This is a genomic window from Bombella intestini (assembly GCF_002003665.1).
GTDB lineage: Bacteria > Pseudomonadota > Alphaproteobacteria > Acetobacterales > Acetobacteraceae > Bombella > Bombella intestini.
This window is the reverse complement of sequence record NZ_JATM01000001.1, coordinates 148,226-174,562: the sequence shown is the minus strand read 5'-3', so window position 1 is coordinate 174,562 and position 26,337 is coordinate 148,226. Positions and strand designations below refer to the sequence as shown.

The 26,337-nt window shown below is 55.9% G+C and carries 21 protein-coding genes; 9 read left to right on the top strand and 12 right to left on the bottom strand.

The annotated features are described in order from the left end of the window. Nucleotides 1-68: 68 nt before the first annotated feature. Nucleotides 69-860: an RlmE family RNA methyltransferase gene (locus tag AL01_RS00750; RefSeq protein ID WP_077395367.1), complete on the top strand. Its 792-nt coding sequence runs from the start codon at nucleotides 69-71 to the stop codon at nucleotides 858-860. After that, entirely contained in the window at nucleotides 850-1,713 is an 864-nt protein-coding gene (locus tag AL01_RS00745; RefSeq protein ID WP_158075904.1) for a glycosyltransferase family 32 protein, read from the top strand. The genes AL01_RS00750 and AL01_RS00745 overlap by 11 nt, the downstream gene beginning before the upstream one ends. 8 nt (nucleotides 1,714-1,721) lie before the next feature. Here AL01_RS00745 and AL01_RS00740 read toward each other — a convergent pair whose 3' ends face one another. Beyond that, entirely contained in the window at nucleotides 1,722-2,180 is a 459-nt protein-coding gene (locus tag AL01_RS00740) for an RrF2 family transcriptional regulator (protein ID WP_077395365.1), read from the bottom strand. A 220-nt stretch (nucleotides 2,181-2,400) separates the two neighbouring features. Here AL01_RS00740 and hmpA point away from each other — a divergent pair, with 220 nt between their 5' ends. Then, a complete protein-coding gene (gene hmpA, locus AL01_RS00735) occupies nucleotides 2,401-3,615 on the top strand; it encodes an NO-inducible flavohemoprotein (RefSeq protein WP_077395364.1) in 1,215 nt (404 codons plus the stop codon). Between the two features lie 87 nt (nucleotides 3,616-3,702). Here hmpA and mfd read toward each other — a convergent pair whose 3' ends face one another. Next, nucleotides 3,703-7,197, bottom strand: a complete 3,495-nt coding sequence (mfd, locus tag AL01_RS00730; protein ID WP_077395363.1) for a transcription-repair coupling factor — start codon at nucleotides 7,195-7,197, stop codon at nucleotides 3,703-3,705. Nucleotides 7,198-7,311: 114 nt separating this feature from the next. Here mfd and recG point away from each other — a divergent pair, with 114 nt between their 5' ends. Then, nucleotides 7,312-9,414, top strand: coding sequence for an ATP-dependent DNA helicase RecG (gene recG / locus AL01_RS00725; protein ID WP_077395362.1), 2,103 nt, complete (start codon nucleotides 7,312-7,314; stop codon nucleotides 9,412-9,414). A gap of 280 nt (nucleotides 9,415-9,694) precedes the next feature. Beyond that, nucleotides 9,695-10,390 (top strand): cold-shock protein, encoded by a 696-nt coding sequence (locus AL01_RS09495; protein WP_077395361.1) that lies wholly within the window; start codon nucleotides 9,695-9,697, stop codon nucleotides 10,388-10,390. Nucleotides 10,391-10,477: 87 nt separating this feature from the next. Here the strand turns inward: AL01_RS09495 and smpB are convergent, their stop codons facing one another. The 4 genes from smpB to AL01_RS00700 form a co-directional block, all read right to left on the bottom strand. Continuing rightward, nucleotides 10,478-10,981 (bottom strand): SsrA-binding protein SmpB, encoded by a 504-nt coding sequence (gene smpB, locus AL01_RS00715; protein ID WP_077395360.1) that lies wholly within the window; start codon nucleotides 10,979-10,981, stop codon nucleotides 10,478-10,480. Nucleotides 10,982-10,992: 11 nt separating this feature from the next. Then, complete coding sequence (dapA, locus tag AL01_RS00710) at nucleotides 10,993-11,892, bottom strand: 4-hydroxy-tetrahydrodipicolinate synthase (RefSeq protein WP_077395359.1); 900 nt, start codon at nucleotides 11,890-11,892, stop codon at nucleotides 10,993-10,995. Nucleotides 11,893-11,992: 100 nt separating this feature from the next. Further along, nucleotides 11,993-12,832, bottom strand: a complete 840-nt coding sequence (locus AL01_RS00705) for a prephenate dehydratase (RefSeq protein ID WP_077395358.1) — start codon at nucleotides 12,830-12,832, stop codon at nucleotides 11,993-11,995. Beyond that, a complete protein-coding gene (locus tag AL01_RS00700) occupies nucleotides 12,823-13,572 on the bottom strand; it encodes a 3-deoxy-manno-octulosonate cytidylyltransferase (RefSeq protein ID WP_077395357.1) in 750 nt (249 codons plus the stop codon). The genes AL01_RS00705 and AL01_RS00700 overlap by 10 nt, the downstream gene beginning before the upstream one ends. A gap of 66 nt (nucleotides 13,573-13,638) precedes the next feature. Between AL01_RS00700 and AL01_RS00695 the strand changes: the two genes are divergently transcribed. The 3 genes from AL01_RS00695 to AL01_RS00685 all read left to right on the top strand — a co-directional run bounded on the left by AL01_RS00695 (nucleotide 13,639) and on the right by AL01_RS00685 (nucleotide 17,372). Then, nucleotides 13,639-14,433, top strand: a complete 795-nt coding sequence (locus AL01_RS00695; RefSeq protein ID WP_077395356.1) for an inositol monophosphatase family protein — start codon at nucleotides 13,639-13,641, stop codon at nucleotides 14,431-14,433. Nucleotides 14,434-14,515: 82 nt separating this feature from the next. Next, complete coding sequence (serA, locus tag AL01_RS00690) at nucleotides 14,516-15,781, top strand: phosphoglycerate dehydrogenase (RefSeq protein ID WP_077395355.1); 1,266 nt, start codon at nucleotides 14,516-14,518, stop codon at nucleotides 15,779-15,781. A gap of 94 nt (nucleotides 15,782-15,875) precedes the next feature. Beyond that, a complete protein-coding gene (locus AL01_RS00685; RefSeq protein WP_077395354.1) occupies nucleotides 15,876-17,372 on the top strand; it encodes a YifB family Mg chelatase-like AAA ATPase in 1,497 nt (498 codons plus the stop codon). 2 nt (nucleotides 17,373-17,374) lie between these two features. On the opposite strand, the gene metC is transcribed toward AL01_RS00685, so the two are convergent. Continuing rightward, on the bottom strand, nucleotides 17,375-18,616 hold the full coding sequence (gene metC / locus AL01_RS00680) for a cystathionine beta-lyase (protein WP_241502639.1): 1,242 nt from the start codon (nucleotides 18,614-18,616) through the stop codon (nucleotides 17,375-17,377). 507 nt (nucleotides 18,617-19,123) lie between these two features. On the opposite strand from metC, the gene AL01_RS00675 reads away from it, so the two are divergent. Next, entirely contained in the window at nucleotides 19,124-19,795 is a 672-nt protein-coding gene (locus AL01_RS00675; protein ID WP_077395353.1) for an endonuclease/exonuclease/phosphatase family protein, read from the top strand. Here AL01_RS00675 and AL01_RS00670 read toward each other — a convergent pair. From AL01_RS00670 to rpsB, 5 genes are all read right to left on the bottom strand, one after another. After that, a complete protein-coding gene (locus tag AL01_RS00670; protein ID WP_077395352.1) occupies nucleotides 19,792-21,213 on the bottom strand; it encodes a phospholipase D-like domain-containing protein in 1,422 nt (473 codons plus the stop codon). The two genes, AL01_RS00675 and AL01_RS00670, sit on opposite strands and share 4 nt — an antisense overlap. An 86-nt stretch (nucleotides 21,214-21,299) precedes the next feature. Continuing rightward, complete coding sequence (gene parC, locus AL01_RS00665) at nucleotides 21,300-23,510, bottom strand: DNA topoisomerase IV subunit A (RefSeq protein ID WP_077395351.1); 2,211 nt, start codon at nucleotides 23,508-23,510, stop codon at nucleotides 21,300-21,302. A 40-nt stretch (nucleotides 23,511-23,550) separates the two neighbouring features. After that, complete coding sequence (gene recO, locus AL01_RS00660) at nucleotides 23,551-24,321, bottom strand: DNA repair protein RecO (RefSeq protein ID WP_077395350.1); 771 nt, start codon at nucleotides 24,319-24,321, stop codon at nucleotides 23,551-23,553. Between the two features lie 78 nt (nucleotides 24,322-24,399). Continuing rightward, entirely contained in the window at nucleotides 24,400-25,311 is a 912-nt protein-coding gene (gene tsf / locus AL01_RS00655) for a translation elongation factor Ts (RefSeq protein WP_077395349.1), read from the bottom strand. A 150-nt stretch (nucleotides 25,312-25,461) separates the two neighbouring features. Further along, a complete protein-coding gene (rpsB, locus tag AL01_RS00650) occupies nucleotides 25,462-26,229 on the bottom strand; it encodes a 30S ribosomal protein S2 (protein ID WP_077395348.1) in 768 nt (255 codons plus the stop codon). Nucleotides 26,230-26,337 lie beyond the last annotated feature (108 nt).

Genomic DNA, 26,337 nt, shown 5'->3' with positions numbered 1-26,337 from the left:
AAGCAAAAAGGGGCGGACAGCAACGGACAGGCTTTGCAGGGAGCCGGTAAGAGCTTATCTTTCCCTTTATGAGCCCAAAACATACGCCCCCTTCCTCCCGCCGTTCCAAAAGCGGCACGACAGCCCCCCGTATTCCCGGCAAGCCCCTGCGTCACTCCCGCACACCCGGCACACGGGATACAGCGGATGACGCCGCTACGTCACAGACTTTGCGGACACAGACCGTCAAACTCCGCAAAGCACGGGGACGTACACCCGCCCAACAACGCTGGCTGAATCGCCAGCTGAATGACCCCTATGTGTCAGCAGCCCGGCAACAAGGCTGGCGATCTCGGGCGGCCTTCAAACTGTTGGAAATGGATGACCGCTTTCACTTCATCAAGCCGGGCAGCCGGGTTGTGGACCTCGGGGCCGCACCGGGTGGCTGGGCACAGATTGCCGTCAAACGTGGAGCTGCCAAGGTAATTGGCGTGGACCTTCTACCCGTGGACCCCGTACCCGGTGCGGAAATTATCGAAGGCGACTTCATGGAGGTCGATATGCCAGAGCGGCTTCAAACCATGCTCGGCGGGCGGGCTGATCTTGTCATGTCCGACATGGCCCCCAATACAACCGGCCATGCTGCAACAGACCATATACGCATTATGGACCTTGCCGAAAATGCCCTTGATTTCGCCCTAAAAATCCTTGCCGAAGGTGGTGCCTTCATCGCCAAGGTCTTTCAGGGTGGTTCTGAAAAAAGCATGCTAGACCTGATGAAGCGTAACTTTGCGGTCGTCAAACATGTCAAGCCGCCTGCCTCCCGCAAAGAATCAAGTGAGCTGTACGTCATTGCCACAGGATTCCGTGGTGAGTCGTAATTTTTCCGACTACCCGACTCTATATGCTGACTTATTTAATGGCGCCCTGAATGGTGATCAGGGCGCCTGCTTCAACCTGCTACCACTGGGTATAGAGGAACGTCTTTTCCCCACTATGCCTCGCTGTGTTCCGCAAGATTTCCCTCGCACCATTCCCAAACATATCGTGCAATTTTGGGACAAACCTGTCCCACCGGGGGATGTCCGCATGGCGATGGAGAGCATCCAGCGGGATAACCCGGACTTCACCTACAATCTGGAATGTGATGAGACAGCCCGCGCCTTCATTCAGGCCCATTATGGTGCGGAGATCACAGCACTTTATGACGCCTGCCCTCATCCCGCCATGCGGTCGGACTTCTGGCGGCTTTGCTATCTGCACATAAAAGGTGGGGTTTATATTGATGCTGACGTCATTAGCCGAGCCCCGCTGACGAAGATCACCAAAGGAACACCCTTCAAGGCACTACTGTCCTATTCCATCGGGCAGCCATGGTGTCTTGATAATGATGTCCTCATCTGTGAGGCGGGCAATCCTCTGATGCAACACATCATGGAAACCATGTTCCAACGGGTCCAGCACATTCTAGAAACGGGATATTTTGAAAATATCTGGGTCTCGACCGGCCCGGGGGCCATGGTTGTTGGCACAATGCGTTGGATCGCTGGGATGCTCAAAGAACAAAACATCCCCTTCAATATGATCAACACCGCTCTATTCAACGCGGGACTCGCCTTCATACATCATCATCAGATTGAGCAGGTGCTAGATACATGCTCACGGTTTGCCTATCAGAGCACATGGGCTAACTGGCGGTCCCTCTTACAATGGCCTAACCGCCCGGCAGGCTGAGACCGCTGCTACGGCTCGCTACTCAGCTCCTGCACCGCCTGCATCAGTACCTTACGCTCATGCGGGGCCGTGACATCAGCCAGCGTGACCTCGTCCAGCACGTTCATAAAGGCAAAGCGAGCTTTCAGGAGGGTCTGTTTCAGGCGGCACCCTCCCACAAGAATACAGCCTGAAGCCTCCTCATCCTTCCGCATACAGCCGACAAGAGCGAGATCATCTTCTGTACAGCGGACGATGTCGCCAAGATAAATATCCTCCGAATTTTTCCCCAAACGAAGCCCGCCATTGCGCCCACGCAGCGTCTTGATGAAGCCATGACGCCCCAGCCGATGCACCACCTTAACCAGATGATTCTCCGAAATCCCATAAACACGGGCTATTTCCCCAATGGAAACAAGGCGGTCCTTCTGCGTTTCCAGATAGATCAGGGATCTAAAGGCATAATCGGTATAGAGGGTCAGACGCATTCCGGGAGCTTCCTTCCGGTCGTAACTCAAATGATCCGGCGTCACTCCGAACCAGCCTGTAAGACAGGCGGTATAACGGTAGCGGCTCCTCCTCCAAAACTAACAGAAAGATGACCATTGCCAACCAATTTCCTCACATCTTCTCCTCTAGCTTGACAGCATCGCCTACTGACCTATCATAAACATGTATTTTTTATACATGTTTTAGGAATGTTACCCAATGCCTGCTCCCCTCTCCCCGCAAACGCGCTCCATTGTCAAAGCTTGCATCCCCGCACTGGAGGCCCACGGCCTCGCCATCACGCAAGAAATGTACCGGCGGCTTCTAAGTGACGAGGCCATTCGTGATCTCTTCAACATTTCTCACCAGAAAAGCGGCGACCAACCCAAGGCTTTGGCGTTTGCCGTCCTCGCCTATGCACGCCATATTGACGACCCCACGCCACTAAAGGACATGATCGAGCGCATTGCCGAGAAACATGTTGGGCTGAACATTCTGCCAGAACATTATCCCTTTGTTGGCACGGCTCTCTTGGGGGCTATTGCTCACGTTCTGGGGGATCAGGCCACACCCGATATCATGGAGGCATGGAAAGAAGCCTACGGTTTTCTCGCTGATGTTCTAATCAACCGGGAGCAGCAGATTTACCATGCCCATACTGAAGAAAAAGGCGGCTGGACGGGATGGCGTCCCTTCCGCATTGCTAGCCGGTCAATGGAGACGGCTGATACCGCCTCCTTCACCCTCACCCCTGTGGATGGCCAACCCGTCATGAAACATCGGCCGGGCCAATATCTCAGCTTCCGGCTAGACATACCCGATGTTGGGTCAGAGCGGCGCAATTACAGCATTTCCTCCGCCCCGGCTGATAATCATTACCGCATCACCATCAAAAAGCATGAAGACGGTCTGGTTTCTCGCTGGTTCCATGATCATGCACAAGAGGGAGATATACTGGAAGTCTCTGCCCCGGCAGGTGATTTCTTCCTAAACCCTTCCTCCGAGAGACCTCTGTGCTTCATCTCCGCCGGTGCAGGCATCACCCCCATCATGTCCATGATGGAGACACTGACTGCATATAATGATCGCCGTTCCATCCATTTCATTCACGGCACACAATCCACACAGACGACAATCTTTGCCGATAAGATTTGCACTCTGGCGGCTAATGGCACCATCAAGGCAGACCTGTTCTATAGCCAGATGGACAGCCTCCCCCCGCAGATGAAAGGGGTGGCCCTCCATACCGGACGTATCTCACCATCTTGGCTGAAAACTCATGAGGACAAACAAGCAGATTTCTACATCTGCGGTCCAACAGAGTTCATGCTCAGCATGATCCACACACTGAAGGAACAGAATATTCCTATGGAGCGAATCCATTATGAAATGTTCGGATCCGCTGCTGACCCCTATCTTGTTACACAAGCCTAAAGACGGCTCACCCAAGAGAGTATCACACACATGGGGCGGCTTCATTATTGCCGCCCCATTTCTACGTCAGGTTTTAAACCGTGACCGTCAACCTGCGTCTGCCGGACGGACCTTGTCCAGAAGTTTGGTCAGGGAGGCCAGAATCTTCCTCGCCATGCTGATCCGCACGGCATTGGTCATTTCCCGCACCATAGCCAGCTTATGGTCAGGCCGTATCTTAACCCCGGCCTTCTCATTACGGGCAGCCCAGCGGATCAGACCATCCGGATTACCGAACTTATTCTTACGGAACTGGAGGACCATGCCTTTCGGCCCGGCCTCCAACCGTTCCACACCCGTCTCACGGCAAAGCTTCTTGATCATCACAACATCCAGAAGATTCTCTACCTCCTGCGGCAAGGGGCCGAAACGGTCCACTAGCTCGACCCGCATGGCATCCACATCAGCCTCATCCTTCAGGGCGGCAATACGGCGGTACAGGCCGAGACGGACGGGCAAGTCCTTCACATACTCCTCTGGCAGCAGCACCGGCAGGCCGAGAATGATGTTCGGCGTCCAGCCCGTATCTTCCTCCTCGCCCTCATTCCGCATCCGGCGCAAGTCCGTCACAGCGTCCTGAAGCATCTGCTGGTACAGCTCGATCCCCACCTCCTTGATGTGACCAGATTGCTCATCCCCCAGCAGATTCCCCGCCCCTCGTAGGTCAAGGTCATGAGAGGCCAGCGTGAAGCCCGCCCCGAGGGAATCAAGCGTCTGCATAATCTCCAGTCGTTTAACGGATGAGGCGGACAAAACATGCGTCTGTGGCCATGTCAGATAGGCATAACCCCGCTGCTTGGCCCGCCCCACACGGCCCCGCAACTGGTAAAGCTGCCCCAGGCCGAACATATCAGCCCGGTGGATGATGATCGTATTAACCCGGGGCATGTCCAGCCCACTCTCCACGATGTTAGTAGAGAGCAGGATATCGTATTTCCCTTCCGAGAACTCCGTCATCACCGTTTCCAGCTCGGTAGGGGTGAGGCGGCCGTGTGCCTCCGTGATGCGGGCATCGGGCACGATCTCCCGCAGCCGGTCGGCCATGTGCCGCATATCCGTCAGACGGGGTACCACACAGAAGACCTGCCCACCCCGGAAGCGTTCCCGCTGGATGGCCTCATGAATCATCACCCTATCAAAAGGCGTGATGAAAGTGCGCACGGACAAACGATCCGTTGGCGGGGTAGCGATCAGGCTCATTTCCCGCACTCCAGAAAGGGAGAGCTGAAGAGTCCGTGGTAGAGGCGTGGCAGACAGCGTCAGCACATGCACGTCTTCCCGCAGTGCCTTCAGCTTCTCCTTATGAGACACGCCGAAATGTTGTTCCTCATCAATGATGAGCATTCCCAACCGCTCGAAGGACACAGCTTTCGAGAGCAGCGCATGAGTACCGATGACAATGTCCACCGTTCCATCGGCCAGCCCTTCCCGTACCTTCGTGGCTTCCTTGGCCGTGACCATGCGGGAGAGTTGCTCCACCTTCACGGGTAGGCCCTCGAACCGCTTTTTAAAACCGATATAATGCTGCCGGGCCAACAAGGTCGTGGGAACCACAACCGCCACCTGCATCCCGGACATGGCCGCCACAAAAGCAGCCCGCAAGGCAACCTCTGTCTTACCAAAACCCACATCACCACAGACAAGCCGATCCATCGGCTTTCCGCTGCTCAGGTCCTCCAAAACGTCCGCAATAGCCCGCGACTGGTCTTCTGTCTCCATAAAGGGGAAACGGGCGCAGAATTCATCCCACATCCCTTCTGCGGGGGCCATGATCGGAGCTTCCTTCATGGCACGGGCCGCCGCTGTACGGATCAATTCTCCGGCCATTTCCCGCAGGCGAGTCTTCATCTTCGCCTTACGGGCCTGCCACGAGCTGCCACCCAGACGGTCCAGCTGTACGGTTCCCTGCTCGGAGCCAAAACGACTCAGCAGGTCAATATTTTCCACAGGCAGAAGGAGACGCTGCTCACCATCATACAGGATGGAAAGATAATCATGGGCCACACGCCCTTCCCGTACCGTCTCCAGCCCGACATAACGGCCGATGCCATATTCCTCATGCACGACGAGATCGCCTTCTGAAATCTCACCGATCTGCGTGATAAAATCATTGCCCTTGCGCCGACGCCGGGGCGGACGGGCCAGACGCTCCCCTAGCAAGTCCTGCTCGGACACAAAGGCCAGACGCTCCCCGGTAAAGCCCCGCTCCAGCCCCATAACGACAAGCCCGACAGCACCACGGCCCATGCCCGCCGCCTGCGCCCAGTCATCAAAACTTTCGCAGGGAATGTCATGATCCCGCAGTAAAGTGCTGATGCGCTCCCTAGAGCCATTACTCCAGGCCGTCAGATAGGTGCGCCGCCCCTGCTGCGCCCAGTCCTGCACATGGAGAGAAAACTGCTGGAAAACCCCTTCCCGTCCGGCACCGCCCATACTCGCAAAAACCGGCCCCGGCCTGTACCCAGCATCTACGCCCTCCGCACCATCAGGCTGAGCAAAAGGTGATAGTAGAACTGTGGGATGCCCCTGCAACATCCCATCCCAGCCATGACGGTTCAAATAAAGCCGATGCGGTGGCAGGGGCCGGTAGGGCAACTCTCCCTCATGCCCCGCAGCGCAACGGGCCTGATAATGATCGGCGATCATATCCAGCCGTGCCGTCAGAATTTCCGGCGTATCCCGTTCAAAACTCAGGGCCGCATCTGGCAGGTAGTCCAGCAGAGTTTCCATACGCTGGCCATCGCCATCATGGAACAGTGGCAGATAATGTTCTGCTCCGCTGGCCCTTCGCCCTTCCAAAAGCTGGCGGTAGAGAACATCCTCCATCGCCCCAACACCAAACACATCCCGCCAACCCGTCTGAAACCGGCTCAAGCTGGACTGATCCAGCGCATATTCCGACACAGGCGTCAGACTAAAGCCTGTCCGCTTATCCGTGGAACGCTGGGTAGCCGCATCAAAACTGCGGATATTGTCCACCTCATCACCGAACAAGTCCAACCGGACAGGCTCGCCTGCATCCGCAGGATAAAGATCAAAGATGCTGCCCCGCATAGCGAATTCGCCACGCTCCATCACCGTATCCACACGGCTATACCCACTGGCAACGAGCCGTTCTACCAATTTCGCTACATCCAGCGTATCGCCGACCTTCACATGAATAGTCTGTCCCGCAAAAGCTGCACGAGGGGGCACACGCTGCAGCATAGCGTGAACGGTCGTCAAGACGATGCGCCCCGTTTCTGGTCGTGGCTCGAGAAGATGGCTCAGCGTGGAAACACGTTCAGCCACGATGGAAGGATTAGGCGAAATACGATCATAAGGCAGGCAGTCCCACGCCGGGAAACGCAGGACAGAAACCTCCGGCACCAACCAGCCCAGCATGTCCGCCAGAGACGCAAGGGCGGCATCATCATGCGCCACATGCACCAGCGTCCCCTTATGTTCAGACAAACGCTGACGGAGCAGAAACGCCACCGCACCATCAGGCACCCCCCAGACTGTCGGACCAAAGGACGCAGTGACGGAACGATCGGCAGGCATCAGCGCAAGCTCTCCACTCGTGAAAAGGACATTTTTATTATTAGCCGGTTTTGCTACCCTATAGCTCTCCCTAAGCCCCCTGTCAGCCCAGAAGCCGCCACACCTCCCGATACCATGCCCCTAGCTCCTCCCTCTGCCCGGATCGCTCCCCTTCTGGCTCCTATAAGCAGTTTGCCGGGAATAGGGCCACGCCATGCCACGATGCTCAATAAAATCAGTGGTGGGAAACGAATTATCGACCTGCTCTTTACCCTGCCAGAGAAGCTAATTGACCGGCGCAGGCTCATGACCCTCGCCGAGGGAAAAACATTACTGGCGGGCGATATCCTAACAAGCCATGTTCATGTTGTTGGTGTCCGCCGCCCCACCCGTGCCTCCCAGCCAACTGTCCTGACCACTCGAGACAATACCGGCACACTGGAAATCACCTTCTTCCAAAAAGGGCGTCTTTTCCTGCCACCAGAGGGGACGGAAATCCTCGTCTCTGGCCGGGTGGGCCATTATCACGACCGGCTAACCCTTTCCCGCCCGGATCACATCATGGCTTGGGAGAAAAAAGACAGCTTCCCTTGGCTGGAACCGGTATGGCCACTAACGGCAGGTCTATTCCCTTCCACTGTAAGGCGGGCCATGCAGGCAGCATTAGCCTTGGTCCCTACTGATCTACCAGAATGGCTGGACCCGCCTCTTATAAAAAAACGAGGCTGGCCTAATTTCGTCACAGCACTGGGATTAATGCATTTTCCCGAAACTCTCCCTGCGGACCAAGACCCCACTCCCATTCTTGAACGTGCCCGTGCCCGGCTGGCAGCTGATGAAGTTCTAGCCGACCAGCTCTGCCTAGGACTGGCCCGGATGCAAGCTAAAACACGGACAGGCCGCTCGCTGAGGGGCGATGGCTCCTTACGTCACGCCTTGCTGGAGCGTTTCGGCCATAAACCAACCCCAGCGCAACATCGTGTCATGGCTGAAATCGCGACAGACATGGAACGTCCCGCCCCCATGATGCGCCTGCTGCAGGGCGATGTCGGAGCTGGGAAAACCCTTGTTGCCATGATGGCCATGCTTCAAGCCGTCGAAGCTGGAACACAGGCCGCCTTCATGGCCCCAACAGAAATCCTTGCCCAGCAACATGCCAGTACATTCGAGGCCCTGTGCCCCGTACCGTTCGTGTTTCTCAGCGGGTCTGTCAAAGGGAAAGCAAGACGGGTTGCACTGGCGAAGCTTGCCGATGGCCATGCAAAAATCGCCATCGGCACCCATGCGCTTTTTCAGGATGGCGTCACCTTTGCCGACCTTGGACTCGCCGTGATTGATGAGCAACACCGCTTCGGGGTGGAGCAGCGCATGAAACTGGCCAGCAAAGGCCCCTCTACGGACCTGCTCGTTATGACCGCCACTCCCATTCCCCGCACGCTCCAGCTTACGGAATGGGGAGAAATGGGAGTCAGCCGACTGGATAGCAAACCAGCCGGTCGCCAACCCATTCACACGACCGTGCATAATATGAACAAGCTGGATGATATTTTCGCCGGGATAAAACGGGCACTGGATCAAGGAAAACAAATATTCTGGGTCTGTCCCCTTATAGAAGAAAGCGAAACCCAGAGTGCCGCGGCGGCAGAAGAACGCTGGGCAGAGCTGACAAAGCGTTTCGGCCCTATCATTGGGCTAGCGCATGGCAAACAGGACATCGACACACGGCAAAACGCCCTAACGGCGTTTCAAAAAGGGCAAACCCGCCTGCTAGTCGCCACGACAGTCATTGAGGTCGGCGTGGATATTCCTAATGCCACCATCATGGTCATAGAGCAGGCTGAACGCTTTGGTCTCGCCCAGTTGCATCAGCTACGTGGCCGTGTCGGCCGGGGAGCGCAGAAGTCCTTCTGCCTGCTGTTACACAGTGAGGGCACCGGCTTCACAGCCCAGCGGCGGCTCCACCTCCTGCGAGATACGGAAGATGGCTTCCTTATTGCCGATGAAGATTTCCGCATCCGTGGCGGGGGTGACCTGACGGGGAACCGTCAATCCGGCATGCCCGGATTCCGTTTGGCGGATCCGACCCGCCTCTCCCTACTTCTGACAGCCATGCGGCAGGACAGTCAGCGTGAGCTTACCCGTGACCCAGAACTAACCAGTCCCAGAGGGCTGGCCCTTCAGGACCTTCTCCATATATTCGACCGGGCCATGCCCAGCAGGCTGCTTGTATCGGGCTAAACAACCCAAAAAATACATACAAATCGTTAATTACTATTAGTACAGCTACAAACTTACATTATCACTATCTACACAACCGACTTCCGAACAAATATTCCTTAGAATACAGCCTACAATAACGACGAAAAAAAATTATCATAATTTCATCTTTTTCCTTATGGCGTAATTGGAAAAACATGCTACCGTCAGAAATGGAACATGCAGGCATGTTTCAACATAAGACCCCGAGGGGGCAGGCCAACTGCTCCCTCCCTGATGACCCCAGTACGGGACGAGACCCTTGAGAAATAATAGATCCGACCGCAGCTCCTTTTCCTCTCGCCGCGGCGGCTTTGACCGCGATTTCATGACCCAGCCTTCTTACTTTGACGATCGCGGCAGTTACGATGCACCGCGCGGTGGTGGTAATTTTGGCGGTGGTGCACCCCGCCGTGGCGGTGGCCGTGGTGGCCCGCAGATCACCCCGACAGGCCCGGAGATTACCGGCACTGTTAAATGGTTCAACACAGAGCGTGGCTTCGGCTTCGTAGGGTTGAGCGATGGCAGTGGTGATGTGTTCCTCCATGCCAACACCATCAGCGCCCTCGGCCATGCCGAGCCTGCGCCGGGTACGACAGTTGTCGTCCGCGTTGGTCAGGGCCCCAAAGGCCGTCAGGTAGCCGAAGTGCTTTCTGTCGATGCCAGCACAGCTACAGCAGAAGCACCCCGTCGCCAGTCTGCTCCTATGCGTCAGGAACGTTTCCACGCCGCTCCGGACCTCTCCCAGGCTGAAGAAATGCGCGGGATCGTCAAGTGGTACAACACCACAAAGGGTTTCGGTTTCATCACGCCGGAGACTGGCGGCAAGGATGTGTTCGTTCACGCCTCCGCTCTGGAGCGTTCCGGCCTTCACGGCCTCTCTGACGGCCAGCCGGTCGGCATGAAGGTTGTTCAGGGGCATAAAGGCCCTGAGGCTGTACAGATTACTGCCGAATAAGATAACGGCATAAGCTGTTCAAAGAAAAACCCCACGTTCCTATGGAGCGTGGGGTTTTTCCATATTAGCCACCTTATTAGCGGGAAATCAGTAATCCCCTCGCCCTTTATTTCTCAGCAAACGGGCTTTATCTCGCTGCCAGTCACGGTCGGCGATAGCGTGCCGCTTATCTTCTTTCTTACGCCCCTTACCAAGACCAAGCGTTACCTTAGCCACACCACGGGCATTGAAGTGAATATCCAGCGGCACCAAAGATGCCCCTGCTTTGGTGATCTCCCCGATATATTTCGCCAACTGCTTACGGTGCAGCAAGAGTTTGCGAGGGGCCCGTGTATCAAACCGAGACAAAACGCCCCCTTGATATTCGGGAATATACGAGTTGATAAGCCACAGCTCACCATCCCGCTCAATAGCGTAAGCCTCACTCAAGGTCGCACGCCCCATGCGTAGGCTCTTGACCTCTGGTCCTTTGAGGACGAGCCCCGCCTCCACCGTTTCCAAAATGCTATAATTGAAGCGGGCTTTACGATTCTGTGCGGCAATGCCGTGCGAAATCAGCCCGCCTTTTGTCTTTTTCTTGCTGGCCGCCATGACGTTACGTCTTAACCCAGAAGGCCGAGTGCATGCAGGGCTGCATCCACACGCTTCTTTGTGGCTTCAGTAGGCTCCACCATAGGCAGACGAAGCGTTGATTCGCACAACCCAAGACGAGACATCGCATATTTAGCCGGGGCCGGACTGGTCTCGGCAAACAGGGCGTCATGCAGTGGCATCAATCTGTCCTGAAGAGCGATAGCCTCCTGCACCTTCCCCTCCTGCCACAGACGATGCATCTGCGAGCAGAGGTCAGGTACCACATTAGACGTCACGCTAATGCAACCATGCCCACCGGCTGCCAGAAAAGACAGAATCGTCCCATCTTCACCAGAAAGCTGATTGAACTCCGCCCCGGCTTCACGCCGTACGGCGATCGGGCGTGTCAGATTGGCCGTGGCATCCTTCGTTCCCACGATATTCGGATGCTTAGCCAGACGGCCCAGCGTCTCCGGGGTCAGGTCCACAACGGAGCGACCCGGAATACAATACAGCCAAAGCGGCAGTGGTGTCGCATCGGCCACCGTCATGAAATGGCGGTACAGCCCTTCCTGTGTCGGCTTGTTATAATAAGGAACAACCACCAGCAGAGCATCCGCACCCACCTTATGGGCGTGGCGAGCCATACCTACAGCCTCATGCGTGCTGTTGGACCCAGCACCAGCCATCACCAGAGCACGGCCAGCGGATACCTCTACACAATGCTCAATAACCCGGCCATGTTCCTCATGAGAAAGGGTCGGGCTTTCCCCTGTCGTGCCAGAAGGAATAAGACCTGTCGTACCCCCCTGAATCTGACGCTCAATCAGCCGGGTGGCGGCCTGCTCATCAAGCGTGCCATCCTTCTTCATGGGAGTGATTAAGGCGGTCAGTGAACCGTGGTAACGCTCATTAATAGTCCGTGCCATTTCTTTACTCTCCGCCCTCATCCCTGCGCGTCAATCTCATAGGTTGGCCTAACCAACCAATATCTAGCCATTATAGTGAGACCTCCTCTTTGGAGAAAGGTCACATATCATTCCGAAACGAACTCCGGGGGTACGTCCCCAGAACGTGATAACCTTGACTGACTTCAGCCAGTGCCAAAAGAGCATCCTGCACCCGCTGGTCATTCAACGCTCCTTCAATATCCATCAGGAAACGCGATGCCTCGAAGGAGCCTCCCAGCATATAGCTCTCAATCCGTGTCATGTTGACCCCATAGCGGGCAAAGCAGGTCAACACATCACACAACGCCCCCGGAACATGACGGACATGGACGATCAAAGTCGTCATCATAAGATGTCCTGTTTCAGGTTCCACGACCGCTTCGGGCGGTGCAACACGGTAAAAACGGGTCGTGTTATGGGCGGCATCCTCCACATTGCGGCGAAGAATCTCAAGCCCATTCAACTCTCCAGCGAGAGAGGAAGCAACGGCAGCATCTTCCTTGCGTCCCCAGCCTGCCACCAGCTCAGCAGCCCCTGCTGTGTCGAACTCCGTCACAGGCTCCAGATCATATGTTTCCAAAAGGCCCCGCACCTGTGCCATAGCAACAGGATGGGTATGGACACGCTTTACATCCTCAATCCGTGCCCCTTTCACCCCTAGCAAACAATGTTCCACCCGCTGGAAATGCTCCCCCACGATCTTTAGACCTGCTTCTGGCAGGAGAGCATGAATCTCCGCTACACGACCGGCAAGTGAGTTCTCACACGGCAGCAGGGCTTCATCTGCTAACCCATCCCGCACGGCTTCAATCGTCTCGGCAAAACTGCGGCAAGGCAATGTCTCCCAGCCCGGACGTGTCGCCCGGCAGGCAAGGTCAGAATAAGCCCCCGGCCGCCCTTGAAATGCAATTACTGGCATAATGCCTGCTCCCTGACACTCGCTCTGACCCGTGCAAGGTCCTCTGGCGTATCCACACCCAACGGGGCGGTTTCAATTCGAGCACAGCCGATCGTCATGCCAGCTTCTAGCGCACGAAGCTGCTCCAGCTTTTCCCGTACCTCCAACCCGGATGGCGGCAATGTGACAAACCGAGCTAGTGCCTCGCAACGCCACGCATAAACACCCACATGGTGCCAATACGCCCCCTCTCCCCACGGAATCACGGACCGAGAAAAATAGAGTGCCCTCGCCACATCCTCATCATTCCGAAAGGTGCACGCAACCTTCACGACCGAATCGGCATCCCGCTCCGCCAGGCTCTGCACTGGGGCTACTAAGGTCCCAATATCAAACTGCCCTTCTTCTAACGGGCGCAAGGCCTGCCGGAGGGTGGTCGGCTCCACAAGAGGAAGATCACCCTGAAGATTGATAACACAATCATACTGCCCCTGTGGGTCATAGGCTTTCAAAGCCGCCTGCACTCGGTCCGACCCGCTTGGCAAGGCGGGGTCTGTCAGAAGGGCTTCCACACCCGCCATACCCGCTACGGCCTTCCGGATTTCCTCATCGCCTGCGGCAACAAGAACAGGTCCCAGACCAGCCGCCACAGCCCGGCGGGCGACATGAACGACCATGGCCTCCCCATCAATCTCGGCCAAAGCCTTGCGTGGAAGTCGTGTGGAGGCAATTCTGGAGGGAATAACAATAATCGGTCGCATAACCTCCTGATTGCCGTGTGGACCCGCCTGCGTCAATCAGCCTATCAGGAAAAAGGCGTAATCCTCATGAGTCGGTCTAATCTTTCCTCCTACCTAGCCCTTGCCCAGCACTGCGCCGATGCAGCCCGGCGAGTCATCCTTCCCTACTTCCGCCAGTCCCTGACCATCATCTCCAAAGAAGATGATAGCCCCGTCACACGGGCTGACCGAGAAGCCGAATCAGCCATGCGGGCTATTCTAGAAGAACACACCCCCCATCATGCCATTCTAGGTGAAGAGGCCGGAGCTTCTGGTGCGCTAGGGAAAGACTGGCTCTGGGTGCTGGACCCCATAGACGGCACACGCTCCTTTGTCACCGGGCGGCCGAGCTTTACAACGCTAGTATCCCTTTTTCATGAAGGCCGCCCCGTATTGGGGTTGATCGACCAGCCTGTTACCAACGAACGCTGGCTCGGGCTAGCAGGAGAACCCAGCCGCTACATCGCCCCTCATCTACCCGGTACTATCGGCACCCGGCAGGATGTCCCCCTCAGGGAAGCAGAACTCTCCTGCACGGCACCAGAAATCTTTCGCCCTGTACAATTCCAACAATTCCAGAGGCTTCAGAAAAAAGTCCGCCGGACATCATGGGGTGGTGATGCCTATGCTTATGGATTGCTGGCCCTTGGCCAGATCGACCTTATCGCTGAAGATACGCTCAAACCGTGGGACTGGGGGCCGCTCTCGCCCATCATCACCGGGGCCGGTGGTAGCCTGACAGATTGGTCCGGTGCCCCCCTGACACTAGAAAGTGAAGGGGCCATTCTGGCCTGTGCCAATGCAACCCTGCGTGATGAGGCCATACAGGCCCTTTCCTCTTAACGATCTGTCCGTTACAGATAAATAACGATTCTTCATGCGGTCACATCTGCTGGCCCGGTTACCACGATGAGGTTACCTGAACATGCCCCTCTCCCTCGCCAAGAACAGAATCAAGATTCTTCTGCTGGAAGGCATTCATGACAGTGCTGTCAATTATCTGGAGCAGCAGGGCTATGCCTCTGTCACCCGTCTAAAAGGTGCACTGGAGGGTGATGCCCTTAAAGAAGCCCTTGATGGTGTCCACATAGTCGGCATCCGCAGCCGGACACAGCTTACAGCCGATATCATCAACTCCGCCAACCGCCTCATGGCCATTGGCTGCTTCTGCATCGGCACTAACCAGGTGGACCTCAAGGCTGCCCGGATGGCTGGTATTCCTGTCTTTAATGCGCCTTTCAGCAACACCCGTTCCGTGGCTGAGCTGGTCATGGGCGAGATCGTGATGCTGCTACGCCGCATCCCGTCCCGCTCCGATGCCTGCCACAAAGGTGGTTGGGAAAAATCTGCCAATAATGCATGGGAAGTCCGTGGCAAGACGGTCGGTATTGTCGGCTATGGCTCCATCGGGTCGCAGCTTTCCGTTCTGGCCGAATCCTTTGGGCTGCGGGTTCTCTATTACGATATCGCCCCCCGTCTTCCGCATGGTAACGCCATTGCCGTCAACTCTCTGGAAGAGCTGCTAGGTCAGTCCGATATCGTGACACTGCATGTTCCCGAGACCCCGGAAACACAGAACATGATCGGCGAAGCCGAAATCCGGGCCATGAAGCCGAACTCCATTCTGCTCAACAATGCCCGTGGCACCGTTGTGGACCTTGAGGCTCTGGCCCGTGCTCTGAAGGACGGCCATCTGATGGGTGCCGCTATTGATGTCTTCCCCGTGGAACCAAAGAGCAGCCAAGAACGCTTCACCACCCCGCTTCAAGGGCTGGAGAACGTGCTGTTGACCCCGCATATTGGTGGGTCCACGATGGAGGCTCAGGAGCGCATCGGCGTAGAAGTCGCCCAGAAGTTGGTCGATTATTCTGATGTCGGCTCCACTGTTGGGGCGGTTAATTTCCCGCAGGTTCAGCTGGGTGAACGCCCCGGCGGGATGCGCTTTATGCATGTCCATTCCAACCAGCCGGGCATCCTTGGCCAGATCAACGACATTTTCGCTAAAGCTGCCTGCAATCTGACAGCCCAGTTCCTTCAGACAGATGGTGAGCTTGGCTACGTCGTTACAGAAGCTGAAGCACAGGAAGGCCAGAACATCCCCGAGCTTGAAAAAAGCCTGCTGGAACAGCTGCGCAGCCTGAAGGGTACCCTGCGTGCCCGCTCTATCCGTCCCCTGCCGACCGAAGACTAACCCTCTACGGCTCTATTCGGTTTGCCTCTGACAACCGCCCGGCAGTTCCGCTGTCGGGCGGTTTCGCATCCGGCCCATAAGGATTCCCGACAGCATGGCCGCTCTCCCGCCTACTCTTGCCCGCATCCAGAGCTTCACCTTCTCCGGGATAGACGCCCTGCCTGTCATGGTAGAGGTTCAGATTTCTAGCGGCCTGCCCTCCTTTATCATTGTCGGGATGCCAGCCCGAGCTATTGCCGAATCACGGGAACGCGTCAGAGCTGCCCTTTCTGCCATGGGGCTGGCCCTGCCGCCCAAACGGATTCTCGTTAACCTCACACCGGCTGACCTTCCTAAAGAAGGGGCACATTTCGATCTCCCCATCGCCCTTGGTGTTCTAATTGCCATGGGCGTCATCCCTGCCGAGACCGTAGCCAATCTGGCAGCTCTGGGTGAAATCGCCCTCGATGGGACGATCAACCCCGTCAATGGTATTCTCTGCGCTGCCCTGACGGCTTCCACACAAGGACAGGGGCTGATCTGCCCCGCTTCGCAAGGAGCAGAAGCACGCTGGGGCCATCCTGATCTAGAGATTGTTGCCACGCCATCTCTCAAGGCCCTAATCGGCCATCTCCGCAAGGAGCAACCCCTACCCGCCGAACCACCACCCGCTCCTCAGCCGCCCGATTACGGCTCGGACCTGCGGGATGTAAAAGGCATGATGCAGGCTCGCCGTGTCTTGGAGATCGCCGCTGCGGGGCGTCACTCCCTGCTCATGTCCGGTCCGCCGGGGTCTGGTAAGTCCATGCTCGCCAGCCGCCTACCCAGTATCTTGCCCGACCTCACCGCTGCAGAAATACTAGAAACCAGCCGCATCCACAGCATCGGCGGGCTGCTGCCCGCTGGACAGCTCGTCAATCGGCCGCCTTACCGTGCCCCACATCATAATACGACTCTTCCCGCCTTAGTTGGTGGTGGCCCCAAGGCCATGCCCGGCGAGGTCAGTCTTGCCCATAATGGCGTGCTATTTCTGGATGAATTTCCCGAGTTCCCCCGCAACTGCCTCGAGGGATTGCGCCAACCTGTTGAATCAGGCGAGGTCACGATCTCCCGTGCGGCACGCCATACGCACTATCCCGCTCGCTTCCAGCTTGTAGCAGCTATGAACCCCTGTCGCTGCGGCTATGTTCACGATACCGAGCGAGCCTGCAATCGGGCACCCCGCTGCGCTCAGGACTACACGGCCCGCATCTCCGGCCCGATGTTAGACCGTATGGATCTATGCGTGCACATCCATTCTTTATCCCCGCTGGCTATCAGCCGTGCTCCTACAGGAGAAAGCAGCGCAGAAGTCCGGGCCAGAGTACAAGCCGCCTATGACCGGCAAATACAACGGCAGGGAGCCAGCAATGCCGTAATGCCTCCTGAAGGTTTCCACTTCGACCCCGATGCTCTGGCCCTTGCCGAACAAGCTGCCTTACGCATGAAGCTCTCTCATCGAGGCATCACACGTATGTTCCGTGTCGCCCGCACGATTGCCGATCTGGACGGCACGGAAACAGTACAGAAGCACCATGCGGCAGAAGCTCTCTCCTACCGCACTCCTCTCTGATCTCAGCGTTTCAGCCCATCCAGCCCACGGGTTAGATCAGCTTTCAGGTCTGCTACATTCTCTAACCCGACCTGAATACGAAAGGCCGCCCCCTGGGGCAGACCATCCTTATGGGTGCGGATCAGACCACCAGATGTAGGCAGGACGAGACTTTCATACCCGCCCCAACTGGCCCCAATGCTGAACAGATGCAGCCCATCAAGCATAGCAATCATCGCTTCCTGCGTAATTCCTGCATCTAGCTCCACACCGAAAAGGCCACTGGCATCGGTGAAATCACGCTTCCATATTTCATGGCCCGGACAACCGGGCAGAGCTGGATGCCGCACATGGGCTACTTCTGGCCTGCTTTTCAACCACAAGGCCAGCTCATAGGCAGAACGGGCCTGCTGAGAGAGACGGACTGCCATTGTCTTCAACCCTCGCAGGGTTAACCAACAATCGTCTGGAGCACCGCACGCCCCTAGCTCAATTGCCGTACGCCGTAGGGACTGCCAGTGCTCCTGCCGCTGAACCGTAATCGACCCCAGAATAACATCTGCATGACCGCTGGGATATTTTGTCAAGGCCTGAATGGACACATCCACCCCAGACGTAAAAGGCTGAAAAGCCCCAATACCCCATGTATTATCTAACAACACTCGTGCCCCTGCTCCATGAGCCAGCCTTGCAATCATGGGAATATCCTGAACCTCAAATGTATGGCTTCCCGGACTCTCCGCAAAGATCACAGCCGTATTGGGCCGAAGATGGGCCCTCAACGTAGCTTCATCAGCACGAGGTGGGTAGAAGCTCGTCTCCACCCCAAAACGGGCCAGTGTACCAAGTACGAAACGCCGGGTTGGACCATAGACCGAATCAGGTAAAAGCAGATGGTCGCCCCCTTTAAGAAAAGCCAGAAGGGCAACTGTACAGGCCGCCAAACCGGAATTGACAACCTGCGTATGGCTTCCCCCTTCCAAGGCCGCAATCACTTGCTCCAGTCTATGCTGAACGGGATTACCCATAGCCCCATAGACGAGCTGATGCTCATAAGCGTGCCCGCCCTGTGCTTCCATATCATCAACGGTTGGGAAGACGACCGTTGAACCACGCTCAACCGGCATGTTGACAAAACTGCCCCGTCTATCCGGCTGCTGCCGACCTGCATGTGTCAAAAAAGTCGCAAATTTCTGCCATCCTGCACCAATAACAGGCCCCATTGCTGACTCTTTACCCTTATTATCTTTGCGCATATTTTTCATACCCATCACTCCTACTGCATTACATTAACCATACTGACTAAAAATAACGATATGTAGATATTTGCTTAGGATATCCAAAAGTATCCATCCAGCACATTAGGTGCCTATCGCTGGATAGGGAAAACTTGGAAGAAATTTCCAATCAAAAATTTTCTGATGAGAGCAGAACGACTACCCTTTCTCATTTAGTGAGCTTCTAACACTCTTTTCTTTAAATCAGAGGCCGTCATGGTCTTATTCTCCAGAGAACATCATTTTATTACATGATATAAATTAATTTATAATATAGATTATTTTAAAAAATCAAAATATGATATTTATAGTCTTCTTTATTAATTTCAAAACTGCCTCATATTTATATATATATGATAAAGACCTACACACCCTTAATTCCCATCTCACCTTCAACCACGGCGTGCTTTTGCATCAGGATTATATATAATAGAATCCTTCTCTCGACCCGTACTGACAGGTCCTATCTCTTTTTCTCATCAGGTTCTTCCAATAATGTCGGCCCCGCTTTCATCACCTCCTCTTCCTCATAGTCTCCGGCTTGTAAGCTGGAACCTCTTCCATGAGGATGGCGCTACGCTGGAAGATATCCGCCTCCTCATGCGGGTTACAAAACCTGATATTCTACTCATGCAAGAATGTCGCCTGTTTACCAACCGGCTTCCCGAACTTGTGGGAGGGCATTTCAGCCGACTAGCATCGGAAGGGCGTGTGCATGGCACCGCCTGTTGGAGCCGCCATCCGTTCCTATCACCACCACGACTGCAAATGCTCCCCCCGGGGTTAGCCGCACATCGTTCTGCTCAGATTCTGGAGTTTGATACAGGGTTCGGGCCGTTCAGTCTCGCCAACGTCCACCTATCCCATGGCCCTATCCTCAACCGCCGCCAGCTGCGTCTCATCCGGCAAACCCTATCGGATCGAGCTATCATCATTGGAGATTTCAATCAGGTTGGCCCTGCCATGCTACGGGGCTTCGAGGATGTCGGCCCACGAGAACAAACCCACCGCATGTTGGACAAAGTCCCCCTCCGGCTGGATCGCTGCCTTGTCCGTGGTTTCTCGCTACTGGACAGACGGGTCTACCCCCGTTTCGGCTCCGATCACCGCCCCATTGCCGTTACGTTGCAACCGGAACTATCAGACAACGCCTCCCTTCTCGTTTAAAGATAAGGCAGGAAAAGACAACAGGCCGCATTCCGCAGTCGAACCGGCATTGACCATGAATCAATTTCCTCCAGCGTCAACTGCTGGTTGCAATGGCTCAGGATGAATTTTTCCAAATGTCCTGTTGTCTCTGCATCATGCAAGGTCATGTTGCATTCAAAATTGAGACGCAAGGAACGCCTATCCAGGTTAGCACTACCTACAAAGCTCCAAACCTGATCCACCGTCATCAACTTGGAGTGGTTAAAGGGCGGCTCTCCCAGCCAGACACGGCATCCCGCCTGCACTAGTTCTTTCAGGCAAGCATTACGGGCGTAATCCGTCACCGGATGGTTGCTATGCTGCGGCACAACAATATCCACCCGCACCCCCCGCAACGCTGCCAATCCGAGTTCCGTTGCGAAGCGGTTATCTGGAATGAAATAAGGCGTCATAAAGCAAACATGACTACGAGCCAGAATGACCGCTTGAAGAATAGTATATTCAATCTTCTCTACGTCCATATCTGGCCCTGAGGTCACAACACGGGCTGGGATGGTTCCCCCCGCCACAGGGACCGGAAAATAACGCTCTCCTTCCAGCGTCTCCCCTGTCGTAAAAACCCAGTCCCGCGCAAAGACTTCAGAAAGCTGCTGGACCACCGGGCCTTCTAGCCGAAAATGCGTATCCGCCACTGGGATGCGCCGCCCTCTGGGTCGATTGAGCAGATTTTCTGCCCCGATATTTAACCCACCCATGAAGCCTATTCGACCATCAACAACCAATATCTTGCGATGGTCCCGAAGGTTGATGAACGGCATCCGCCACGGCCAGAGAGAATGCATGAAACGGGCACAGGGTATGCTCTCACGCTTCAGCCTCTGGATGATCGGACTATAGAGATAACCACTCCCGATACCATCCACCAACACACGGACTTCAACCCCACGCTGTCTAGCCTCTACCAGAGCTGCCACAAACTGCTTGCCGATCTCATCATGTCGAAAAATATAGGAGCACAGCAGAATGGACCGCTCCGCCTGAGCAATGGCTTCCAGCATCTTTGGGTAAGCACGGTCACCGTCATGCAGACAATCTACACTGTTCCCCTTGAGTAGGGGTAGACCCGTCAATTCATCCAACATCTTAACCAGAGGTGCCATGAAGCTATCAGAAGCATCATGAGACCATGTCGCCAAGAAGGCGGTCTCCTCCGGGCTGACATCCTCTCGCAACTTCTGTGCCCGACGATGGACACGATTGATCCCTAAACAGAGATAAAGCAGCGACCCAAAATAGGGCATAACCCAACAAAAACCGATCCACCCCGCAGCGGCGGCCGTATCCCGTTTCGTCAGCAGGATATGGGCGGTGACAAGAAGGGAAAGACTGACATGCAGCATTCCTAACAGGAACGTCTGCCAAACAAGTGCTTCCATCTCCCCTCCTTCTCATACGACCATGCCAAACAGCCCACCACACCCTACCCGCTGGAAAGGATGGCAGGCTGCCCATACGCATAGCCTTATTTACGCAACATCCACTGCGGAGCGACCCGCCCGACTGCACCACGCCGCCCTTCCAGCTGGGCCAGATCATCAGGAGAACGGGATCGCTGCCCCTCCCGCCAGATGAGGCCATCTTCCAAACGGAAGAGACGTATCTGACTGATCGTTACACCCTCTCCCAACTTCTGGAGACTAACGCCACCGCCCTTGGCAACCTCGGCAACCTGTTCCAGCGGGAAGATAAGGGCTCGCTTAGCCGTTGTCAGACAGAGGACATGCGTCCCCTCCGCAGGCAGGACAAGCTGCACCTGCGCTCCATTACGCAGATTAAAGACCTGTCGCCCTGTCCGCTTTTCAGCCGCAAGGTTCCCAGCGGCAACCTGCATCCCCCGACCATCTGTGCTGGCCAGAAAATACCGTGCGTTATCATCACCAAAGGCAAAGAAAGCCACGACCTGATCGTCCTGCGCCAGATCAGCCAATGTCCGCACGGGCTGACCAAAACCGCGCCCACGGGGGAGGTCCGCTGCCTTTAATGTGAAAGCCCGGCCCCCAGCGGCCATCAGGCAGAGACGGTCGGTACTCTGACATTCCACATGATAGGCCAGACCATCCCCTTCCTTGAAGCGGTGGTTCTCCACATCATGCCCATGCCCCTTAACGGCACGGACCCAGCCTTCCTGCGAGAGCAGGACTGTCACCGGTTCACGTTCTACCGCCAGAGCGGCAGACGTATCGATGCTGGCCGGAGCCTCGCCCATAATCGTACGCCGCTGCCCATACGGGCCACCTTCGAACAGAGCCTGCATCTTCTGAAGGTCTTTGCCAATCCGGGTCCAGCGTCTCTTTTCGGACCCCAAAAGAGCTTCGAGTGATGCCTGCTCCTTGCCCAGTCCGTCCCACTCCTTGCGGATTTCCATTTCTTCCAGCCGCCGCAAGGAGCGCAGACGCATGTTCAGCACATAATCCGCCTGAAGCTCACTCAAGGAGAATGCCTTCATCAGGGCAGGCTTCGGCTCATCCTCTTCTCGGATGATGCGGATAACCTCATCAAGATTCAGATAGACCTTCAGAAAGCCTTCCAGAATCTCCAATCTTTTCAGAACGGCATCCAAACGGTGCTGCGTACGGCGGACCAAAACGTCATGAACATGCTCCAACCATGCCTTCAGTGCATCCTTGAGAGACAACACGCCGGGGATTTTCCCCTGACTGAGCACATTCATGTTCAAGCTGAACCGGCTCTCCAGCATAGTATGCTTAAAGAGCGTCTCCATGAGCACTTCCGGCTCGCAGCTACGGGTTCTAGGTTCCAGAACCAACCGGATATCCGTTGTACTTTCATCACGCACATCAGCCAGAAGAGGAAGTTTCTTCTCCTCCATCTTTTTGGCGATGTCTTCGATCAGCTTGCCCTTCTGCACCTGATACGGAATTTCCGAAACGATGATAGTCCAACTGCCGTTGCGACCTTTCTCGACCGCCCAACGTGCCCGGATACGAAAACTACCCCGCCCCATCTCATAAGCCTGAACGAGCGTCTGCCGGTCTTCCACCAACAGTCCACCTGTGGGAAAATCAGGCCCCGGCACAACATCCAGAAGCTCTTCCGTACTGCATTCCGGCTTCTCAATCAGTAAACGGGCAGCCTGATAAAGTTCGGCGGCATTATGGGGCGGAATGCTGGTCGCCATACCTACAGCGATACCAGCGGCCCCATTGGCTAGAAGATTAGGGAACAATCCCGGCAAAACGACCGGTTCCTGATCCTCATTGTCATAGGTCGGGCGGAAATCAACCGCATCATCGCTGATGCCTTCCAGCATGATACGGGCCGTGTCCGTCATACGGCTTTCGGTATACCGCATGGCAGCCGCACCATCGCCATCGATCGACCCGAAGTTGCCCTGCCCTTCCACCAGCGGATAGCGCACGGCAAAATCCTGCGCTAACCGCACCAATGCATCATAAACGGACGCATCACCATGAGGATGGAACTTACCAATAACATCACCCACCACACGGGCACACTTCTTGAAACCGGAACTCGGGTCCAGCTTCAATTGTTGCATGGCATAGAGCAAACGACGATGTACTGGTTTAAGGCCATCCCGCACATCCGGCAGAGACCGTGACGTGATGGTGGACATAGCATAGGCCAAATAACGCTCGCTAAGCGCCTCAGCCAGCCGTGTATCTTCAATATGCCCGGCGAGATCGCCCGTCATAAGGTCTCCTGATTCATAATCGCCTGTTAGTGGAGACAGGTTAGACACGCTCTTCCGCCTCCTGTCCAGAGGCCCCCTCCCCAGCCAGTCGATACAGTGTCGTCATCAGGCGATCCCGGGCCGCAGGCAGAGGGCGATGACAAGCAGCAAAAACAGCCCGTTGCAGAAAATGACCACTCAGCCGTGCCCCAGCCAGCCAATCAGCCGGAGTGCCTTCTTCTTCATCATTCAAAAGGCACGAAGGCAGAGGCAGCAGGCGGTCTTTCCACTCTCCGGCCCCCTCCTCGCTAACAGCACGCCCCGTTCGGGGTGATACATAAACCAGCCCCTCCCGCACCCCTGTAACAGCACATTGATCCAGCGTGAGGCCATAACCCAACTGTTCCAAAAGGAGCAGTTCCCAGCGCAGATAGAGGGCGACCGGTGGCTGAGGTGCAGAAACACTCACCACCCCCATGAAGTGAGCCAAAGATGCAAATAACACCTCCTGCGGCTCTCGTTCTGCCAAGGCCTCACTGCAGAGGCTACAAGCACAGCCCAACAAGGATAAAGCCAAAGGATGGTCCAACAGAAAAGAAGCCGTAGGCCGTACCAGCTCCGCCGTCATATAGCCCAACTGCTCTGGCAGACGGGCTTTCCATCGGGCCATGATCAGGCTTCCCTCCTGCCAGAGGGCCGATTGTCGGCGGGACTGCCCGCCCCGCACCAGCGCATGATAAACACCTCGCTGCCTTGTCAGCACACGGACTAGCAGGCTGCTGTCTCCATGAGGAGAGAGACGCAGGATGATGGCCGGTTCTTCCCACTCCATGACGATACCCTCAGAACAGAAAAAGGGCCTCCGTCATCATGACGGAGACCCTTCCTCTAGCAATAAACCGTTAATGGCTTATTTCTTCTGGCCAGAAGCCGCAGCCACTTCAGCAGCGAAGTCCGTCTCTGCCTTCTCGATGCCTTCACCCAGCTTGTAGCGGACGAAGCCAACCAGCTTAGCACCGGCCTTCTTAACAACTTCCTTCACGCGGCTCTCACCGTCATGCACCCAGACCTGCTCCAGCAGAACCACTTCTTCGTAGAACTTACGAATACGACCTTCCACCATCTTCTCGATAATGGCTTCCGGCTTACCAGAGCTGCGAGCCTGGTCTTCCAGCACCTTGCGCTCGTGAGCGACAGAGGCAGCGTCCACGCTGTCCACATCCAGAGCTGTCGGGCTGGTAGCAGCAACATGCATACCAATCTGACGGCCCAGTGTCAGCAGAGCCTCGCTCTCGGACGGAGCCTCAATAGCGGCCAGAACACCGATGCGACCAACGCCCGGACGCAGAGCACCATGAACGTAGCTGGCCACAACACCAGACGGCACGCTCAGCACGTCAACACGACGCAGGCTCATGTTCTCACCGATGGTAGCGACCAGATGGGTCAGCTCATCAGCAACGGTACGGCCAGACGGCATCTTGGCAGCCTTAACAGCCTCCAGATCACCACCGACCTGCAGAGCCACCTTAGCGATGTCTTCCACAGCCTGCTGGAAAGCCTCGTTACGAGCCACGAAGTCGGTCTCGGCATTGACCTCCACCATGGCAGCTTTCTTGCCATCAACGGCAACGCCTACCAGACCTTCAGCAGCCACACGACCAGACTTCTTAGCAGCCTGAGACAGACCCTTCTTACGCAGCCAGTCGATAGCAGCCTGCATGTCGCCATTGGCTTCTGTCAGGGCCTTTTTACAATCCATCATGCCTGCGCTTGTTGCATCACGCAGCTCACGCACCATTGCAGCGGTAACTTCTGCCATTCTCTATCATCCCCGATAAAACACCCATGCAGCCGGGAAATAATCCACGGCTGCATGAGCTTCATGTCACATATCCATCATCCGGCTCGACTTCACGAAAAAGCAGGCCGGATTTTCTGGCATGGCCACAAGGGCCATAGCTGGAGAGACTTATTCAGCCTTCTCTGCCACGACGGTTTCTTCAACCGGCAGCTCAGCAGCAGCGCCGATGTCCTGACCGGAGGCTGCCAGTTCAGCAGAGATACCATCCAGCACAGCGCCAGACACCAGATCACAGTAAGTAGCGATGGCACGAATAGCATCATCATTACCCGGGATCGGGAATGTAACACCCTTCGGGTCGGAGTTGCTGTCCAGCACGGCAATCACGGGGATGCCCAGCTTGTTAGCTTCTTCAACAGCCAGCTTTTCCTTGTTTGTGTCGATAACAAACAGCAGGTCCGGCAGGCCGCCCATGTCCTTGATCCCGCCGAGGGAGCGTTCCAGCTTCTCACGGTCACGGGTGATGTCGAGGACTTCCTTCTTGGTCAGACCAGTTGTGTCGCCAGCCAGCATTTCATCAATGCCACGCAGACGCTTGATGGAGCCCGTGATGGTCTTCCAGTTGGTCAGCATACCACCGAGCCAACGATGGTTCACATAGTACTGGCCGCAACGCTGAGCAGCATCAGCAACCAGATCAGCAGCAGAGCGCTTCGTACCAACAAACAGCACGCGACCACCGGAGGCCACGGTATCACGCACCTGCTTCAGGGCGCGATCCAGCAGCGGAACAGTCTGCTGAAGGTCAATGATATGAACCTGGTTACGAACACCGAACAGGTACGGTGCCATTGCCGGATTCCAACGACGTGTGTGATGGCCGAAGTGAACACCAGCTTCCAGCAGCTGACGCATCGTGAACTGTGGCATTGCCATAGTCTAAAACTCTCTTTCTCTGGTTTATCCTCCGCATGGCAACGCCCCTTAAGATACGGGACACCAGGCAATCCGGGCCATGCGTGCGAAATATACTCTCCACCCCAT

Bases quoted from the DNA above. Each gene is read 5' to 3' on its own strand.
- rpsB (WP_077395348.1), bottom strand. From the start codon at position 26,229: ATGGCAATGCCACAGTTCACGATGCGTCAGCTGCTGGAAGCTGGTGTT.
- AL01_RS00670 (WP_077395352.1), bottom strand. From the start codon at position 21,213: ATGGAAGCACTTGTTTGGCAGACGTTCCTGTTAGGAATGCTGCATGTC.
- AL01_RS00695 (WP_077395356.1), top strand. From the start codon at position 13,639: ATGAGTCGGTCTAATCTTTCCTCCTACCTAGCCCTTGCCCAGCACTGC.
- mfd (WP_077395363.1), bottom strand. From the start codon at position 7,197: ATGCCTGCCGATCGTTCCGTCACTGCGTCCTTTGGTCCGACAGTCTGG.
- AL01_RS00740 (WP_077395365.1), bottom strand. From the start codon at position 2,180: ATGCGTCTGACCCTCTATACCGATTATGCCTTTAGATCCCTGATCTAT.
- serA (WP_077395355.1), top strand. From the start codon at position 14,516: ATGCCCCTCTCCCTCGCCAAGAACAGAATCAAGATTCTTCTGCTGGAA.
- AL01_RS00750 (WP_077395367.1), top strand. From the start codon at position 69: ATGAGCCCAAAACATACGCCCCCTTCCTCCCGCCGTTCCAAAAGCGGC.
- AL01_RS00685 (WP_077395354.1), top strand. From the start codon at position 15,876: ATGGCCGCTCTCCCGCCTACTCTTGCCCGCATCCAGAGCTTCACCTTC.
- AL01_RS00675 (WP_077395353.1), top strand. From the start codon at position 19,124: ATGTCGGCCCCGCTTTCATCACCTCCTCTTCCTCATAGTCTCCGGCTT.
- recG (WP_077395362.1), top strand. From the start codon at position 7,312: ATGCCCCTAGCTCCTCCCTCTGCCCGGATCGCTCCCCTTCTGGCTCCT.
- dapA (WP_077395359.1), bottom strand. From the start codon at position 11,892: ATGGCACGGACTATTAATGAGCGTTACCACGGTTCACTGACCGCCTTA.
- parC (WP_077395351.1), bottom strand. From the start codon at position 23,510: ATGACGGGCGATCTCGCCGGGCATATTGAAGATACACGGCTGGCTGAG.
- AL01_RS00700 (WP_077395357.1), bottom strand. From the start codon at position 13,572: ATGCGACCGATTATTGTTATTCCCTCCAGAATTGCCTCCACACGACTT.
- hmpA (WP_077395364.1), top strand. From the start codon at position 2,401: ATGCCTGCTCCCCTCTCCCCGCAAACGCGCTCCATTGTCAAAGCTTGC.
- AL01_RS00705 (WP_077395358.1), bottom strand. From the start codon at position 12,832: ATGCCAGTAATTGCATTTCAAGGGCGGCCGGGGGCTTATTCTGACCTT.
- recO (WP_077395350.1), bottom strand. From the start codon at position 24,321: ATGGAGTGGGAAGAACCGGCCATCATCCTGCGTCTCTCTCCTCATGGA.
- metC (WP_241502639.1), bottom strand. From the start codon at position 18,616: ATGAAAAATATGCGCAAAGATAATAAGGGTAAAGAGTCAGCAATGGGG.
- smpB (WP_077395360.1), bottom strand. From the start codon at position 10,981: ATGGCGGCCAGCAAGAAAAAGACAAAAGGCGGGCTGATTTCGCACGGC.
- tsf (WP_077395349.1), bottom strand. From the start codon at position 25,311: ATGGCAGAAGTTACCGCTGCAATGGTGCGTGAGCTGCGTGATGCAACA.